Genomic DNA, 17,038 nt, shown 5'->3' on the forward strand with positions numbered 1-17,038 from the left:
GACTCCTTAATGGAAACTGTGTTCTTCGCCCGGATAAACGCCGGACTCAACCTCGGCAATATACTGCCGCACAGCAGCACGCATGTCGCCTGCTTCTGTCAGGAAATTTTTAGCAAATTTTGGAATGTGGCCGCCGGTGATCCCGAAGGCGTCGTGCATGACCAGAATCTGGCCATCGGTGACGTTGCCCGCGCCGATGCCGATCACCGGAATCGACAGCGCCTCAGTGATACGCTTAGCCAGCTCAACCGGTACACACTCCAGCACCAGCAGCTGTGCGCCCGCGGCTTCCAGCGCCACGGCATCATCAAACAGCGTCTGCGCCGCATCGCCTCGGCCCTGCACCTTATATCCGCCAAAGATGTTTACAGACTGCGGCGTCAGCCCCAAATGACCACAAACCGGCACGGCGCGTTCGGTAAGCATTTTTACCGTATCGACCAGCCAGGCGCCGCCTTCGATTTTGACCATATTGGCGCCAGCACGCATCACTGTCGCCGCATTTTCAAAGGCCTGTTCCGGGGTGGCATACGCCATAAACGGCAGATCGGAAAGCAGCAGGCAGGCGGGCGCACCCCGGCGCACGGCGCGGGTATGGTAAGCAATATCCTCGACCGTGACCGGCAGAGTGGAATCATGTCCTTGTACCGTCATCCCTAACGAGTCCCCGACCAGCATGACGTTGATCCCTTCTTCGGCAAACAGTTTTGCGAAGCTGTAGTCATACGCGGTGATAGTGGCGAAGCGTTTTTTTTCCTGTTTGCATTTCTGCAATAAGGAGATGGTGGTTGGTTTCATACTGTTTCCTGATGGCCCAATAGCGAATCTTTGCGCATTCTAACAGTAACATTCGAGGGAACAATGATTTTAGGCAATCGATTAACCGCAAATAAGGAATGGTTAATCGATGCAGAGGCGGGATTACCAGCGGGTCGGTTTATCCGCGTTGAGATTTTGCAGAACGGCTTGCAGCGAGGCGCCGTCAGGGAAGGTGAGATCGGGCGCGACTTCAAACAGCGGCCAGAGCATAAACCCGCGGTTTTTCATGTCGTAATGCGGAACGGTGAGGCGTTCGGTGTTAATCACCTCGTGGCCGAAAAGCATAATATCGAGATCGAGGGTGCGCGGTCCCCAGCGTTCGGCTTTGCGGACGCGACCCTGCTGTAGCTCAATACGCTGGGTATTATCCAGCAGCGTTTCTGCGTCAAGGGTCGTTTCCAGCACCACGGCGGCGTTCAGATAATCAGGCTGATCCTGCGGGCCGAGCGGCGGCGTACGGTAAAATGAGGACAGCGCGACGATGCGGCTTTGCGGGATCTTCCCCAGCGCGTGCACGGCAGCGTTAACCTGCTCCAGCGGAGAGGCCAGATTGCTGCCGATGGCGATATACGCAAGGGTCATGCCGTGCCTTCACGACGCGGTGCGCGTTTGCGCGGGCGACGGTGACGACGGCGCGGTGCCGGCTCGTCATCCAGATCCGTAAGCATATCTTTCTGCTCTGGTGGTGCAGAGACCTGAAATTCTCCCCACCACTGCGCCAGACGCTGTAGCTCCTGGTTTCTTTCGACTTCAGCACGCAGAGAGAGCAAATCGAACGCGGCGCGGAACTTAGGATGCTCCATCAGCTTCCAGGCGCGTTTACCCTGACGGCGGGACATACGCAGCTGAAGCTGCCAGATATCACGCACCAGCGTGGTAATACGTTTCGGGATCGCCAGCGTGCGACAGCCTTCGTCCAGCACGTCGTTTGCCGCCAGCGCGAACGCATCATAATAGGCGAGACCACTCTCCTGAGTGATGCGCTGCGCCGTTTCCAGCAGCGGATACCAGAACATGGCCGCGAACAGGAACGCCGGATTCACGCGCATATCGTTATGAATACGGGTATCTGTGTTCTTCAGCACCTGTGCAATCATCCGCTCCATTGCGCTGTCACCGTTTTCGGTGAAGTAGCGGGTAATGGTCGGGAACAGCGGCTGGAACAGGTTGTATTCACGCAGCAAATTGTAGGTTTCAAACCCGTAGCCTGCCTGGAGCAGCTTTAACGACTCCTCAAACAGACGGGCAGGGGGGACGTCGTTAATCAGCGTCGCCAGGCGCGGGATCGGCTCTGCGGTTTCCGGACTGATACGCATGTTCAGCTTGGCGGCGAAACGCACGGCGCGCAGCATTCGGACCGGATCTTCGCGATAGCGCGTTTCCGGCGTGCCGATCAGGCGAATCAGGCCGTCTTTCAGATCCTGCATACCGCCGACGTAATCGCGCACGGTAAAATCCGCCACGCTGTAGTAAAGGCTGTTGATGGTGAAATCGCGACGCTGAGCATCTTCTTCAATAGAGCCGAAGATGTTGTCGCGCAGCAGCATGCCATTTTGGCCGCGCTGGGAAGTCGTGCGATCGTTGACGCCCGCTTCGTGGTGACCGCGGAAGGTCGCCACTTCAATGATTTCTGGTCCAAACATCACGTGCGCCAGACGGAAACGGCGGCCAACCAGACGGCAGTTGCGGAATAATTTACGCACCTGCTCAGGTGTGGCGCTGGTCGTCACGTCGAAATCTTTTGGTTTTTTGCCCAGCAGTAAATCGCGCACCCCGCCGCCGACGAGATAGGCCTCGTAGCCTGCTTTATTCAGACGATAGAGCACCTTGAGGGCATTTTCACTGATATCTTTGCGGGAAATATTGTGCTGCTCACGCGGAATGACCGACATGTGTGGCTGTGCAATAGCGTCGTTCGCCATGCTCTCTTCGCGGCTCAGCACTTTACGGCAAAAATTAGCGACTCGGGTAAAAATAGTACACCTCGTAGTGTGTTTTGTTATCAAAAAAGCGGCTAATCATAGCTCAGCGCAACGCATTTGAGAATGCTGGATTTTTGGCACGGCCATAAGCGCCCAGTCAGCAATGGCCGTTTTCAGCAATTCATCCAGACTCAGATCCTGCCATTCCTGCGTTACATTCTGGTTGAGAAATCGCAGCGCGTCGATCAAAACCGGGCACGGATCGCCGTCAGGCAGCGCCGGGGCATGATTCTGTTTCGACAGCTTATTTCCCTGTTCATTGACCGCCAGCGGCAGATGGATGTAATCCGGCACCGTCCAGCCAAACTGCTGGTAAAGCGATATTTGCCGCACGGTAGGCTCAACCAGATCCGCCCCGCGCACGATTTCCGTGACGCCCTGGAAATGGTCATCGACAACCACCGCCAGGTTATAGGCAAACAAACCATCACGACGGTGAATAATAAAATCTTCACGCGCCAGGCGTTCATCCGCCTGAATGGTTCCTGAGAGAACGTCGGTAAACTGCGTCACCGGAGAACGCTGTATCAGCCGTACGGCAGCATTCTCAGGACCGTTGTGCCGCGTACGACAGTGGCCGTCGTAAACGCCACCCACGCTTTGAATTCGCGCCCGCGTGCAGGTGCAGTTATAGGAAAGGCCCTGTTCAGCAAGCCACGCCAGACGTTCACGGTAGGCATCATGGCGTTGAGACTGCCAGAGTACGTCGCCGTCCCAGTGAAGACCGTAATGTTCCAGCTGACGCAGAATAGTTTCTGCTGCACCGGGAACTTCACGCGGAGGATCGATATCTTCAATGCGGACCAGCCATTGACCCTGACGGGCGCGAGCCTGTAGGTAGCTGCCAAGCGCGGCAATTAATGAGCCGAAGTGTAATTCACCGGAGGGAGATGGCGCAAAGCGCCCGATATAGTGAGATTCAGACATATCAACGGTAACAAGGCGGGAGAGACTCCCGCCTTAGCAGAGTAGTGAGAGGGCAGGCGTTAGCCAGCCATCTGTTTTTCGCGGATTTCTGCCAGCGTTTTACAGTCGATGCACAGATCGGCTGTTGGACGCGCTTCCAGGCGACGAATACCGATTTCAACACCGCAGGATTCGCAGTAGCCAAAATCTTCGTCCTCGACCTTCTTCAGCGTTTTTTCGATCTTTTTGATCAGTTTGCGCTCGCGGTCACGGTTACGCAGTTCGAGGCTGAACTCTTCTTCCTGAGCGGCACGGTCGACCGGGTCCGGGAAGTTAGCAGCTTCGTCCTGCATATGTGTAACGGTGCGATCGACTTCATCCCTGAGTTGATTACGCCATGCTTCAAGAATACGCTTGAAGTGCGACAGCTGGGCTTCGTTCATATACTCTTCGCCCGGCTTCTCTTGATACGGCTCCACCCCAGCGATGGCGAGAATACTCAGGGACGATGTTTTACGGTTTTGCCCTTCTTGCATGTTGCTTCTCCTTAACACGCACTATCGATCCCCGTGTTGGGGGAAAAATCAGGTCGCTATAAATAGCAGATGCTTTTCCGTATGGCAATTATCTAAACGTAACACTTGACAACCCTGTGAGGAAAAGCGTATTTGCGCACGCGGCCAGAACACTTATTAGTCAATCGTCTAATCCCTTATAAGACAATGGGAAGAGAGGATCTCAGAGTCATATTATCGGCAGAAAGTTCCGCTTTATAAGCGAAAATCTCTACCCCCTGCTTTTGTGCCTCATTCAACAATTGCGCGTATTTAGGATCAATATGACGGGCCGGGGAAAACCGTTCAATGGCTGAATGCAGAACCGCAAACAGCAACACGGCGCGCTTGCCCGCCGCCGCTACACTCATTAGCTCTCGCAGATGCTTCTGGCCACGTAGCGTTACCGCATCCGGAAAGAAGCCGTTTTCCTGTTCCGCTAACGTCACTGATTTCACTTCAATATAGCACTCAGGGCGGTCTTCCGCCTGTAACATAAAATCAATTCTGCTGCCTTCATCGCCATATTTCACTTCGCTTTTTTGCGTGCCGTAACCCACCAGTTCAGGAAGCATTCCATTTGTCAGAGCTTCCTTAACCAGCTGATTTGCGCGCAGGGTATTAACGCAAATAAATGCCCCGCTTTGCGTCTCGGTCATTTCCCAGGTATGGGGATATTTGCGTTTAGTATTTTCTGATGTGGAATACCAGACCGTGTCACCCGGCGTGGCGCAACCGGTCATGGCGCCGGTGTTAGGGCAGTGCAGCGTGAGCGTTTCGCCCGCAGGGGTGATCACATCAGCGAGAAAGCGTTTGTAACGCTGGATCAGCGTGGCGGGCTGGAGTGCAGGACTAAACTTCATCAGGATTCCTTAACGTGTCGCCCAGCGTCCAGCGCTGGAGCGGAGTATAGCGGGTGCGTCCTTGTACAAAGGCAGATTCGTACAGCGCAAATTCATTCACCTGAAAGGACCAGTGAAAGCCCGGTGGCGGGATGGCAACGGCCTGACCCGCATCGCGCAGCAGGGTAATGTGGGGATGAAACGGCTGCGGGCTCTGATAACAGCCGCTGCGCGCGGCCTGCGCCCGCAGCATGTTGGCGAGCTGTAGCAGTCCGCGAGGGGGCTGCCGCGTCCCCAGCCAGACCACCCGAGAGCGCAGCCATTGCCCGGCATCGTCAAGATGCAGCGTAAACCCCGGCTGCGAAATGCGTCCGGCCATTGCGCTTAACGCGCGCTGCTTTTCAGCGCTTACTTCACCAAGAAAGGCTAACGTCAGGTGCATATTGGCGGCGACGACGGGGCGGCCCGCTTCCGCGGGGAAGTGGCTGGCGCGCCAGCGAACAATCTGCCGTTGAAGCGTGGTGGGTAATTCAATGGCGAAGAATAGCCGTTTAGACTCAGACATGCGCAAGACTCGGTAATGATATGCGCCGATGCTACAATGTACGCCGATTAATGTTAACCCTCTGGAGCCGTAAGTGTCCTCTTTGCCCGTCGCCGTCGTCCTTCCTGAGCTTCTCGCAGCCTTAGAACATGCGCCACAGGTTTTGCTCAGCGCGCCCACCGGAGCGGGTAAATCCACCTGGCTGCCCCTGCAAATTCTGCGCGATGGGAACATCAGCGGGAAAATTATCCTGCTGGAGCCGCGCAGGCTGGCGGCGCGCAATGTGGCGCAGCGCCTGGCGGAACTGCTGAATGAAAAACCGGGTGAGACGGTAGGGTACCGGATGCGCGCCGAAACCTGCGTTGGACCATCCACGCGGCTGGAAGTGTTCACCGAAGGTATTCTTACCCGTATGTTGCAAAACGATCCGGAGCTGACCGGCGTCGGGCTGGTGATCCTTGATGAATTTCACGAGCGCAGCCTCCAGGCCGATCTGGCCCTTGCGCTGCTGCTCGACGTTCAGCAGGGGCTGCGCGACGACCTTCGGCTGCTGATTATGTCGGCGACGCTGGATAACGAGCGGCTCCGGCAGACGCTCCCTGACGCGCCGATGATCTCCTCTGAAGGGCGTGCGTTCCCGGTCGAGCGCCGCTATCAGCCGCTGCCTGCCCATCAGCGTTTTGACGAAGCGGTTGCCATCGCCACCGCCGAATTGCTCCGCCAGGAGCCCGGCTCGCTGCTGCTGTTTTTACCCGGCGTAGGCGAAATCCAGCGCGTACAGGAGCAGCTGGCATCCCGGGTGAACAGTGACGTTATGCTGTGCCCGCTCTACGGCGCGCTGCCGTTGGCTGACCAGCGCAAGGCGATCCTTCCCGCACCGGCGGGGCAGCGCAAAGTGGTGCTGGCAACCAATATCGCGGAAACCAGTTTGACCATCGAAGGCATTCGCCTGGTGGTGGACAGTACGCTGGAGAGGGTGGCCAGTTTTGATCCGCGTTCCGGGCTGACCAGGCTGCTGACGCAGCGCATCAGCCAGGCCTCAATGGTGCAGCGCGCAGGGCGAGCAGGGCGTCTTGAGCCGGGTATTTGCCTGCATTTAACCAGCGCCGAGCAGGCGGAGCGTGCGGCATTCCAGAGCACGCCTGAGATTTTACAAAGCGATCTCTCCGGACTGGTGATGGATCTGATGCAGTGGGGCTGTCCGGACCCTGACCAGCTCACCTGGCTTAATCCTCCGCCTGTCGTCAACCTTTCCGCCGCGTGCAGTCTGCTGACCCAGCTTGGCGCGCTGGAAGGCGAGCGACTGACGGCGCGCGGCCAGAAAATGGCGGCGCTGGGCAACGATCCACGTCTGGCGGCAATGCTGGTAGCAGCACAGGGCGACGATGAAATTGCCACGGCGGCAAAACTGGCGGCTATTCTTGAGGAGCCGCCGCGCGGTGGCGGCAGCGATCTGGGACAGGCCTTTTCACGCCATCAGGGAAACTGGCAACAGCGGGCGCAGCAGCTGTGTAAACGCCTGAATTGCCGGGGCGGTTCGCCTGACAGCGATAAAGTTATCCCTCTGCTGGCCCAGGCCTTCCCGGACAGAATCGCGCGCCGTCGCGGGCTGGATGGTCGCTATCAGCTGGCAAATGGGATGGGCGCGATGCTGGACAGCGATGACGCCCAGACGCGTCATGAATGGCTGATCGCGCCGCTCTTACTCCAGGGCAGCCACTCCCCGGACGCGCGTATTTTACAGGCGGTTGCCGTGGATATTGACGTCCTGACGCGTGCCTGCCCGCAGCTGCTTCAGCAATCTGACATCGTGGAATGGGATGATACCCAGGGCACGCTGAAGGCGTTCCGTCGTAGCCAGATTGGCAAACTGACGCTCGGGACGAAACCGCTGGCGAAGCCGTCGGAGGAAGAGTTACACCAGGCGATGCTGAATGGCATTCGGGAAAAAGGGCTGAGCGTACTGAACTGGACGCCGGAGGCTGAACAATATCGTATACGTCTGCACTGCGCCGCGAAGTGGCTGCCGGAACAGGGGTGGCCAGCGGTGGATGATGAGACGCTGCTCGCGACGCTTGAACAGTGGCTGTTGCCGCAGATGAGCGGCGTACACTCCCTGCGCGCCCTGAAGGCGCTTGATGTTAAGGCAGCGTTACAGAATTTACTGGACTGGTCGTTACGTCAACGTCTGGATAGTGAACTGCCTGGGCATTACACTGTGCCAACCGGGAGCCGGATTGCCATTCGTTATCATGAGGATAATCCGCCGGCGCTGGCGGTTCGGATGCAGGAGATGTTTGGTGAGGCCACCACGCCGTCCATTGCTGAAGGCCGTGTGCCGTTAGTGCTTGAGCTGCTTTCGCCTGCGCATCGTCCCTTGCAGATCACCCGCGACTTGGGGGCGTTTTGGGCGGGGAGCTATCGTGAAGTGCAGAAAGAGATGAAAGGGCGATATCCCAAACACGTCTGGCCGGACGATCCGGCGAATACCGCGCCGACACGGCGCACGAAAAAATATTCGTAATGGGGAAAGTGCGGGCTGATGCCCTCACCCCGGCCCTCTCCCACAGGGAGAGGGAGAAATAAACTTTGAGAGATTTCTTCTTTCACTGACCTGTGCAAGATAAGAAAATCTGGCCTTTGCGCCTGAATGTTGCGGAGAAAAAGCATGGCGGGGAATGACCGCGAGCCAATAGGACGTAAGGGAAAGCCGACGCGTCCGGCGAAAGAAAAGGTAAGCCGTCGTCGCCTCAGAGATGAGGAGTATGACGATGACTATGAAGACGATTATGAGGATGAAGAACCGATGCCGCGTAAAGGGAAAGGCAAAGGGCGTAAGCCTCGTGGTAAGCGCGGCTGGTTCTGGCTGCTGCTGAAGCTGTTCATTGTTTTTGTTGTCCTGATCGCGATTTACGGCGTTTATCTGGATCAGAAGATCCGCAGCCGTATTGACGGGAAAGTCTGGCAATTGCCTGCGGCAGTGTACGGCCGCATGGTGAACCTTGAGCCGGACATGTCCATCAGCAAGAACGAGATGGTGAAGCTGCTGCAAGCCACGCAGTATCGTCAGGTCACGAAAATGACCCGTCCAGGCGAATTTACCGTCCAGGCGAAAAGTATTGAGATGATCCGCCGTCCGTTCGACTTCCCGGACAGTAAAGAAGGGCAGGTGCGCGCGCGTCTGACCTTTGACGGCGATCGTCTGGAAACCATTGAGAACATGGATAACGATCGCCAGTTCGGTTTCTTCCGTCTCGATCCGCGTCTCATCACCATGCTGTCGTCCGCAAACGGCGAACAGCGGCTGTTCGTGGCGCGTAACGGCTTCCCGGATTTGCTGGTGGATACCCTGCTGGCAACCGAAGATCGCCACTTCTATGAGCACGACGGTATTAGCCTTTACTCCATTGGTCGTGCGGTACTGGCGAACCTGACCGCCGGGCGTACGGTGCAGGGGGCGAGTACCCTGACCCAGCAGCTGGTGAAAAACCTGTTCCTCTCCAGCGAGCGCTCTTACTGGCGTAAAGCCAACGAAGCGTACATGGCCGTGCTGATGGATGCGCGCTACAGCAAGGATCGTATTCTTGAGCTGTACATGAACGAGGTGTACCTCGGTCAGAGCGGCGATAACGAGATCCGCGGCTTCCCGCTGGCGAGCCTGTACTACTTTGGCCGTCCGGTAGAAGAGCTGAGCCTTGACCAGCAGGCGCTGCTGGTGGGCATGGTGAAAGGCGCGTCGATCTACAACCCGTGGCGTAACCCGAAACTGGCGCTGGAGCGTCGTAACCTGGTGCTGCGTCTGCTGCAACAACAGCAGGTGATTGACCAGGAGCTGTACGACATGCTGAGCGCACGTCCGCTGGGCGTTCAGCCGCGCGGTGGGGTGATCTCTCCGCAGCCTGCCTTTATGCAGATGGTGCGTCAGGAGTTGCAGTCGAAGCTCGGAGATAAAGTGAAAGATCTCTCAGGCGTGAAGATCTTTACCACCTTTGATTCCGTGGCGCAGGATGCGGCAGAAAAAGCGGCGGTAGAAGGTATTCCGGTGCTGAAAAAGCAGCGTAAGCTGAGCGATCTGGAAACCGCGATGGTAGTGGTTGACCGTAACACCGGCGAAGTTCGTGCCATGGTGGGCGGTGCTGAGCCACAGTATGCGGGCTATAACCGCGCAATGCAGGCGCGTCGTTCGATTGGTTCACTGGCAAAACCGGCGACTTATCTGACCGCGCTGAGCCAGCCGAACCTCTATCGACTGAACACCTGGATTGCCGATGCGCCAATCTCCCTGCGCCAGCCTAACGGCCAGGTATGGTCACCGCAGAACGATGACAGACAGTTCAGCGGTCAGGTGATGCTGGTGGATGCGTTAACCCGCTCGATGAACGTGCCAACGGTTAACCTCGGGATGGCGCTGGGCCTGCCAGCCATCACCGACACCTGGCAGAAGCTGGGCGTACCGAAAGATCAGCTGCACCCTGTGCCAGCGATGATCCTGGGGGCGCTTAACCTGACGCCAATCGAAGTGGCGCAGGCGTTCCAGACCATCGCCAGCGGCGGTAACCGAGCGCCGCTCTCCGCTCTGCGTTCGGTGATTGCCGAAGATGGCTCCGTGCTGTATCAGAGCTTCCCGCAGGCGGAGCGCGCTGTTCCGGCACAGGCGGCCTATATGACGCTGTGGACCATGCAGCAGGTGGTTCAGCGCGGTACCGGTCGTCAGCTGGGGGCGAAGTATCCTGGTCTGCATCTGGCGGGTAAAACCGGGACCACCAACAACAATGTCGATACCTGGTTCGCCGGTATTGATGGTCGTGAAGTGGTCATCACCTGGGTGGGGCGAGATAACAACCAGCCGACCAAACTGTATGGCGCGAGCGGTGCTATGTCGATTTACCAGCGCTACCTCGCGAATCAGTCTCCGGTGCCGCTGAACCTCGTTGCTCCGGAAGATATCGTCGATATGGGCGTGGACAGCTCGGGTAACTTCATTTGCGGCGGTGGCGTGCGTACGCTGCCGGTCTGGACGACCAACCCGGATGCGCTGTGCCAGCAAAGCCAGCCAGAAGAACCGACAGGTAACCCGTTCGATCAGTCTTCTCAACCTCAGCAGCCGCAGCAGCAACAGCCGCAGCAGCAGGAAGAGAAGAAAGACAGCGACGGCGTCGCCGGCTGGATCAAGGATATGTTCGGCGGGAACTAACCTACTGATACCCCCTTCTCAGGAAGGGGGTATTTTTTCACCTCAGTAACTCATTTCCTTAACCCTGTTTACAATCCTTATTAACGACCCATTTTCCGTTGATTATTTCTTAAACCCTCAATTCTTGTAGGGCCGCATATCGCTTGCTATGCCGTCAGCGTTTCGCATATTATTCTGCGGTCATAATAATAATTCTCGTTTACGTTATCATTCACCTTTTCCATCAGAGATCCATCATGGCGCTTTCCAATACTGCTCAGCCAATTAACACGTCGCTGCGTAAACTCGCAGTCGTCGTAGCCACAGCGGTTGCCGGCATGTCTGCTTACGCACAGGCCGCTGAAACCCCCAAGAAAGAAGAAACCATCACCGTGACTGCCGCACCGGCTGCACAGGAAAGTGCCTGGGGTCCTGCACCGACGATTGCAGCAAAGCGCACTGCAACGGCGACGAAAACCGATACACCGATCGAGAAAACCCCGCAGTCTATTTCCGTGGTTACACGTGAAGAGATGGACATGAAACAGCCGGGAACGGTTAAACAGGCGCTGGCCTATACCCCAAGCGTTTTCGCAACGCGCGGCGCATCAACAACTTACGATGTGGTTTCGATTCGTGGTTTCACGACCTCCAGCACCGTGAATACCAACCAGTATCTGGATGGTATGAAGTTGCAGGGAGACAACTACTCTGAAGCGTCCATGGATCCGTACTTCCTTGAGCGCGTAGAGCTGCTGCGTGGCCCGACGTCTGTACTGTATGGCAAAAGCCATCCGGGCGGCGTAGTGAGTATGGTCAGCAAGCGTCCAACCACGGAACCGTTGAAAGAAATTCAGTTCAAAATGGGGACGGATAACCTCTGGCAGACCGGTTTTGATTTCAGCGACGCGATTGACGATGACGGCGTGTGGTCCTACCGTCTGACCGGTCTGGGGCGCAGTGAAAATGCGCAGCAGGAAATGGTGAAGTCTACTCGTTACGCGATTGCGCCGTCTTTCAGCTGGCGCCCTGATGATAAAACCGATTTCACTTTCCTGAGCAACTTCCAGAGCGATCCGGATGCGGGTTACTACGGCTGGCTGCCGCGTGAAGGTACCGTTGTGCCTTACTATGATGCTAACGGAAAAGCGCACAAACTGCCGACCGACTTCAACGAAGGCGATGAAGACAATAAAATCTCCCGTCGTCAGAAAATGGTGGGTTACAGCTTCGCGCATGAATTCAACGACACCTTCACCGTGCGTCAGAACCTGCGTTATACCAAAATCAACACGCTTTACCGTTCAGTTTACGGTAACGGCTATATCGCCCCGGCCCAGATCAGCCGCGCGTACGTGCGCTCAGATGAAGACCTCAACTCGTTCACGGTTGATACACAGCTCCAGTCGAAATTCGCGACCGGCGCCGTTGACCATACCCTGCTGACGGGTGTGGATTACCTTCGTATGCGCAATGACATTGATGCTGACTACGGTACCGCCGATCCGATCAGCATGAACAATCCGCAGCACGGCAATGCGAACGTTAATGTGAACTTCCCGTATGCCATGCTCAATCGCCAGGAGCAGACCGGGCTCTATGCGCAGGATCAGGCGGAATGGGATAAGTGGGTACTCACCCTGGGTGGCCGCTATGACTTTGCGAAAACGTCTGCCTTTAACCGTAATAACGGAACCACCGCGGAAATTAACGATCAGGCATTTACCTGGCGCGGGGGGATTAACTACCTGTTCGACAACGGGATTACACCATACTTCAGCTACAGTGAATCTTTCGAACCGCTCTCTGGCACTACTCAGGGTGGTAAACCGTTCGATCCGGCACGCGGCAAGCAGTATGAAGCGGGCGTGAAGTATGTTCCAAAAGATCTGCCTGTTGTGGTGACGGCAGCGGTATACCAGCTGACCAAGAACAATAACCTGACCGCCGATCCGGCGAACCCGACCAGCGGCTTTAGCGTGCAGGGCGGTGAAATTCGCTCCCGTGGCTTTGAGCTGGAAGCGAAAGCGGCGGTGTCGGCTAACGTGAACGTGACGGCGGCCTACAGCTACACCGATGCGGAATACACCCACGATACCTGGTATGAAGGTCGTCGTCCGGCAGAAGTACCGCGCAACATGGCATCCCTCTGGGCGGATTACACCTTCCACGAGACGGCGCTGAGTGGCCTGACCGTCGGTGCAGGCGCGCGTTACATCGGTAACACGGTGACGTACTACTCCTCAGCGTCGCCTAAAGCCTATGAGTCCTTTAACGTCGCGGGTTATGCCCTGGCGGATGCGACCGTGAAATACGATCTGGCGCGCTTCGGTCTGCCGGGCTCTTCCGTCGGCGTCAACGTGAACAACATCTTTGACCGTGAATACGTCTCCAGCTGCTACAGCGAGTATGCATGCTACTGGGGAGCAGGACGCCAGGTTGTTGCCACGGCGACCTTCCGCTTCTAACCTCTTTATGGGCACGGTTCGCCGTGCCCTTTTTATTTAAGTTGGCTGATATGCAGGATAACAAAACGCAATCCGACTCCACCTTCACGCTCAACAATCTCTCCTTTCGCGTACCCGGGCGCACCTTGCTGCATCCGCTCTCTTTGACGTTTCCCGCAGGTAAAGTGACCGGTTTAATCGGGCACAATGGTTCCGGTAAATCGACGCTGCTGAAGATGCTGGGCCGTCATCAGCCACCGTCCGAGGGCGACATTTTGCTGGATGACCAGCCGCTGGCGAGCTGGAGCAGTAAGGCCTTTGCCCGCAAGGTGGCCTATCTGCCGCAGCAGTTGCCGCAGGCGGAGGGGATGACGGTGCGCGAACTGGTGGCGATTGGACGTTATCCGTGGCACGGTGCGCTCGGGCGTTTTGGCGTTGCTGACAGAGAGAAAGTGGAAGAGGCGATCGCGCTGGTGGGATTAAAACCGCTGGCGCACCGTCTGGTGGATAGCCTGTCCGGTGGCGAGCGTCAGCGCGCATGGATCGCAATGCTGGTGGCGCAGGACAGCCGCTGCCTGCTGCTCGACGAACCCACGTCGGCGCTGGATATTGCTCATCAGGTTGACGTCCTGGCGCTGGTGCATCGCTTAAGTCAGCAGCGCGGCCTGACGGTGATTGCCGTTCTGCATGATATCAACATGGCGGCACGCTATTGCGACTATCTGGTAGCGCTGCGCGGCGGTGAAATGATCGCTCAGGGTACGCCTGCCGAACTGATGCGTAGCGAAACGCTGGAACATATCTACGGTATTCCTATGGGCATCCTGCCTCACCCGGCCGGGGCTGCACCCGTGAGCTTTGTCTACTGATGCTGGATTCAACATTCATTAGCCGCCGTCGCCTGCTGACGGCCATGGCGCTCTCACCGCTGCTGTTAAAGATGGGCTCGGCCCGCGCTGCCGCTATCGATCCGCACCGCATCGTGGCGCTGGAGTGGTTGCCCGTTGAACTGATGATGGCGCTGGGCGTGACGCCTTACGGTGTGGCCGATATTCCCAACTACACCCTGTGGGTGAATGAGCCAAAACTGCCGGACTCCGTCATCGACATCGGTCTGCGTACGGAGCCGAACCTTGAGCTTCTCACCCAGATGAAACCGTCTTATTTATTCTGGTCTGCGGGGTATGGTCCGTCGGAAGAGACCATGGCGAAGATTGCGCCCGGACGGGGCTTTTCCTTTAGCGACGGTAAAAAGCCGCTGACCATGGCAAAAAATTCCATCCACGAGATGGCGCAGTTCCTCAACCGTGAGGCTCAGGCGAAAAAACATCTCGATGAATTTGATGCGCTGATTGATTCCCTTAAGCCGCGCTTTGCCCACCGTGGCGATCGGCCTTTGCTGATGGTGACCCTGCTGGATGCCCGCCATATGCTGGTCTTTGGAAATAACTGTCTGTTCCAGGAAGTGCTCGACAGCTTTGGCATTCGCAATGCCTGGGAAGGCGAGATGACGTTCTGGGGCAGTACCGCCGTGGGGATTGACCGTCTGGCGGCGTTTCGTGATGTGGACGTGCTGTGCTTTGACCACGGCAATGAGCGCGAGATGCAAACCCTGATGGCGACCCCGCTCTGGCAGGCAATGCCGTTCGTCCGCGAGCAGCGCTTCCTGCGCGCGCCAGCGGTATGGTTCTACGGCGCGACGCTGTCGGCCATGCATTTTGCCCGCGTGCTGGACAATGCACTGGGAGGCAAGGCATGAGCACGCGTATGGCCCGTTTCCCGATGTTACTGTTAGCGCTCATTTTTCTGGCTGCCCTGGCGTTAACCGGCTTTAACCTGACCACGGCGTTGCCGCGCGATCAGTGGGCAGCCGCGTTTGCCGCACCGGATATCGATAATATTCAGCAAATGCTGTTCCACTACAGCCTGCTGCCGCGTCTGGCTATCTCCCTGCTGGTCGGGGCGGGACTGGGACTGGTGGGCGTACTGTTTCAGCAGGTGCTACGTAACCCGCTGGCGGAGCCGACTACGCTGGGCGTGGCGACGGGGGCTCAGTTGGGGATCACCATCACCACTCTCTGGACCCTGCCGGGAGCGTTAACCTCGCAGTTTGCCGCGCTGGCAGGCGCATGCGTGGTCGGTGCGCTGGTCTTTGGCGTGGCCTGGGGAAAACGTCTCTCGCCGGTCACGCTGATCCTCGCGGGGCTGGTCGTCAGCCTCTACTGTGGGGCGATCAACCAGCTGCTGGTGCTGTTTCACCACGACCAGTTGCAAAGCATGTTTATGTGGAGTACCGGCACGCTCACCCAGACCGACTGGAGTATCGTTCAGCGCCTGTGGCCGCAGCTGTTTGGCGGCGTGGTGCTGACACTGCTGCTGCTGCGTCCGCTCACGCTGATGGGCCTGGACGACGGCGTGGCGCGCAATCTCGGGCTGGCGCTGTCGCTGGCGCGTCTGGCGGCCCTGACCCTGGCGATTGTGCTCAGCGCGTTACTGGTTAACGCCGTCGGCATCATCGGCTTTATCGGCCTGTTTGCGCCGCTGCTGGCAAAAATGCTCGGCGCACGCCGTCTGCTGGCGCGCCTGATGCTGGCGCCGCTGATTGGTGCGCTGATCCTCTGGCTTTCCGATCAGCTCATTCTCTGGCTGGCGCGCGTCTGGATGGAAGTTTCCACGGGCTCGGTGACGGCCCTGATCGGCGCGCCGCTGCTGCTGTGGCTCTTGCCGCGCCTGCGCAGCATTAGCGCCCCGGCAATGGATGCCGGCGATAAAGTACATGCTGAGCGTCAGTCGGTGGTGTGGTTCAGCCTTGCCGGGCTGGCAGTGCTGGTTATCGCCTCGTTTGCCGCACTCTCGCTGGGACGCGACGCCACGGGCTGGCATTGGGCGACGGGGGATTTGCTGCATGAACTCATGCAGTGGCGCTGGCCGCGGATCTTCTCCGCGCTGATTGCGGGCGTCATGCTGGCGGTGGCGGGCTGTATTATCCAGCGTCTGACCGGTAACCCGATGGCAAGCCCGGAAGTCCTGGGCATCAGTTCCGGCGCCGCGTTTGGCGTGGTGTTGATGCTGTTTCTCGTGCCGGGGAATGCCTTCGGCTGGCTGATGCCTGCCGGGAGTATCGGTGCGGCGGCGACGCTGATGATTATCCTGATCGCCTCCGGGCGCGGCGGTTTCTCGCCTCACCGCATGCTGCTGGCCGGGATGGCGCTCAGCACCGCATTTACTATGCTGCTGATGATGTTGCAGGCGAGCGGCGATCCGCGCATGGCGCAGATCCTGACCTGGATTTCCGGTTCAACATACAACGCCACCGGCAGTCAGGTGGTGTATACCGGGATTGTAATGATCGTGCTGCTGGCGATTGTGCCGCTGTGCCGTCGCTGGATGACTATTCTGCCGTTGGGTGGGGATACCGCTCGCGCGGTCGGGGTGGCGCTGACGCCAACGCGCATCGCCCTGTTGCTGCTGGCCGCGTGCCTGACGGCGACGGCCACCATGACTATCGGCCCGCTCAGTTTTGTCGGATTAATGGCGCCGCATATCGCCCGTATGATGGGCTTCCGCAGGACTTTGCCACATATCGTGATCTCTGCGCTGACGGGCGGGGCGATCCTGGTCTTTGCTGACTGGTGCGGAAGGATGGTGCTGTTCCCGTATCAGATCCCGGCGGGCCTGCTGTCGACCTTTATCGGCGCGCCGTACTTTATATATCTGTTGAGAAAGCAGAGTCGGTAATAAAAGTAAACGGCAATCCTTAGATTGCCGTTT

The 17,038-nt window shown here is 57.7% G+C and carries 13 protein-coding genes; 6 read left to right on the forward strand and 7 right to left on the reverse strand.

Translation table 11 applies throughout. The features are described 5' to 3' along the window. Positions 1-6 precede the first annotated feature (6 nt). From panB to thpR, 7 genes are all read right to left on the reverse strand, one after another. Positions 7-798: a 3-methyl-2-oxobutanoate hydroxymethyltransferase gene (gene panB, locus SK53_RS16645; RefSeq protein WP_003856280.1), complete on the reverse strand. Its 792-nt coding sequence runs from the start codon at positions 796-798 to the stop codon at positions 7-9. A gap of 123 nt (positions 799-921) precedes the next feature. Then, positions 922-1,401: a 2-amino-4-hydroxy-6-hydroxymethyldihydropteridine diphosphokinase gene (gene folK, locus SK53_RS16650; protein ID WP_048209803.1), complete on the reverse strand. Its 480-nt coding sequence runs from the start codon at positions 1,399-1,401 to the stop codon at positions 922-924. Then, positions 1,398-2,795, reverse strand: coding sequence for a polynucleotide adenylyltransferase PcnB (gene pcnB, locus SK53_RS16655; RefSeq protein WP_071785222.1), 1,398 nt, complete (start codon positions 2,793-2,795; stop codon positions 1,398-1,400). Before pcnB ends, folK begins: the two co-directional genes overlap by 4 nt. Positions 2,796-2,837: 42 nt before the next feature. Beyond that, positions 2,838-3,728, reverse strand: a complete 891-nt coding sequence (gluQRS, locus tag SK53_RS16660) for a tRNA glutamyl-Q(34) synthetase GluQRS (protein ID WP_048209804.1) — start codon at positions 3,726-3,728, stop codon at positions 2,838-2,840. A gap of 59 nt (positions 3,729-3,787) precedes the next feature. Then, entirely contained in the window at positions 3,788-4,243 is a 456-nt protein-coding gene (dksA, locus tag SK53_RS16665) for an RNA polymerase-binding protein DksA (RefSeq protein WP_001155232.1), read from the reverse strand. Between the two features lie 176 nt (positions 4,244-4,419). Next, complete coding sequence (gene sfsA, locus SK53_RS16670) at positions 4,420-5,124, reverse strand: DNA/RNA nuclease SfsA (protein ID WP_003856251.1); 705 nt, start codon at positions 5,122-5,124, stop codon at positions 4,420-4,422. Then, the gene (thpR, locus tag SK53_RS16675) at positions 5,114-5,668 is read right to left on the reverse strand and encodes an RNA 2',3'-cyclic phosphodiesterase (protein ID WP_003856249.1); all 555 of its coding nucleotides are present in this window, start codon (positions 5,666-5,668) and stop codon (positions 5,114-5,116) included. Before thpR ends, sfsA begins: the two co-directional genes overlap by 11 nt. Before the next feature lie 73 nt (positions 5,669-5,741). On the opposite strand from thpR, the gene hrpB reads away from it, so the two are divergent. From hrpB to fhuB, 6 genes are all read left to right on the forward strand, one after another. Further along, positions 5,742-8,171, forward strand: a complete 2,430-nt coding sequence (hrpB, locus tag SK53_RS16680) for an ATP-dependent helicase HrpB (RefSeq protein WP_032608530.1) — start codon at positions 5,742-5,744, stop codon at positions 8,169-8,171. A 144-nt stretch (positions 8,172-8,315) separates the two neighbouring features. After that, on the forward strand, positions 8,316-10,841 hold the full coding sequence (mrcB, locus tag SK53_RS16685) for a bifunctional glycosyl transferase/transpeptidase (protein ID WP_032608531.1): 2,526 nt from the start codon (positions 8,316-8,318) through the stop codon (positions 10,839-10,841). Positions 10,842-11,077: 236 nt separating this feature from the next. Further along, entirely contained in the window at positions 11,078-13,288 is a 2,211-nt protein-coding gene (gene fhuA / locus SK53_RS16690; RefSeq protein ID WP_003856244.1) for a ferrichrome porin FhuA, read from the forward strand. Between the two features lie 50 nt (positions 13,289-13,338). Then, the gene (fhuC, locus tag SK53_RS16695; protein WP_003856242.1) at positions 13,339-14,136 is read left to right on the forward strand and encodes a Fe3+-hydroxamate ABC transporter ATP-binding protein FhuC; all 798 of its coding nucleotides are present in this window, start codon (positions 13,339-13,341) and stop codon (positions 14,134-14,136) included. Then, on the forward strand, positions 14,136-15,026 hold the full coding sequence (gene fhuD / locus SK53_RS16700; protein WP_048209805.1) for a Fe(3+)-hydroxamate ABC transporter substrate-binding protein FhuD: 891 nt from the start codon (positions 14,136-14,138) through the stop codon (positions 15,024-15,026). Before fhuC ends, fhuD begins: the two co-directional genes overlap by 1 nt. Then, positions 15,023-17,005, forward strand: coding sequence for a Fe(3+)-hydroxamate ABC transporter permease FhuB (fhuB, locus tag SK53_RS16705; protein WP_048209806.1), 1,983 nt, complete (start codon positions 15,023-15,025; stop codon positions 17,003-17,005). The genes fhuD and fhuB overlap by 4 nt, the downstream gene beginning before the upstream one ends. Positions 17,006-17,038: the final 33 nt, after the last annotated feature.

The organism is Enterobacter sp. MGH119 (assembly GCF_001037675.1).
In the GTDB taxonomy this organism is placed as follows: Bacteria; Pseudomonadota; Gammaproteobacteria; order Enterobacterales; family Enterobacteriaceae; genus Enterobacter; species Enterobacter hormaechei_C.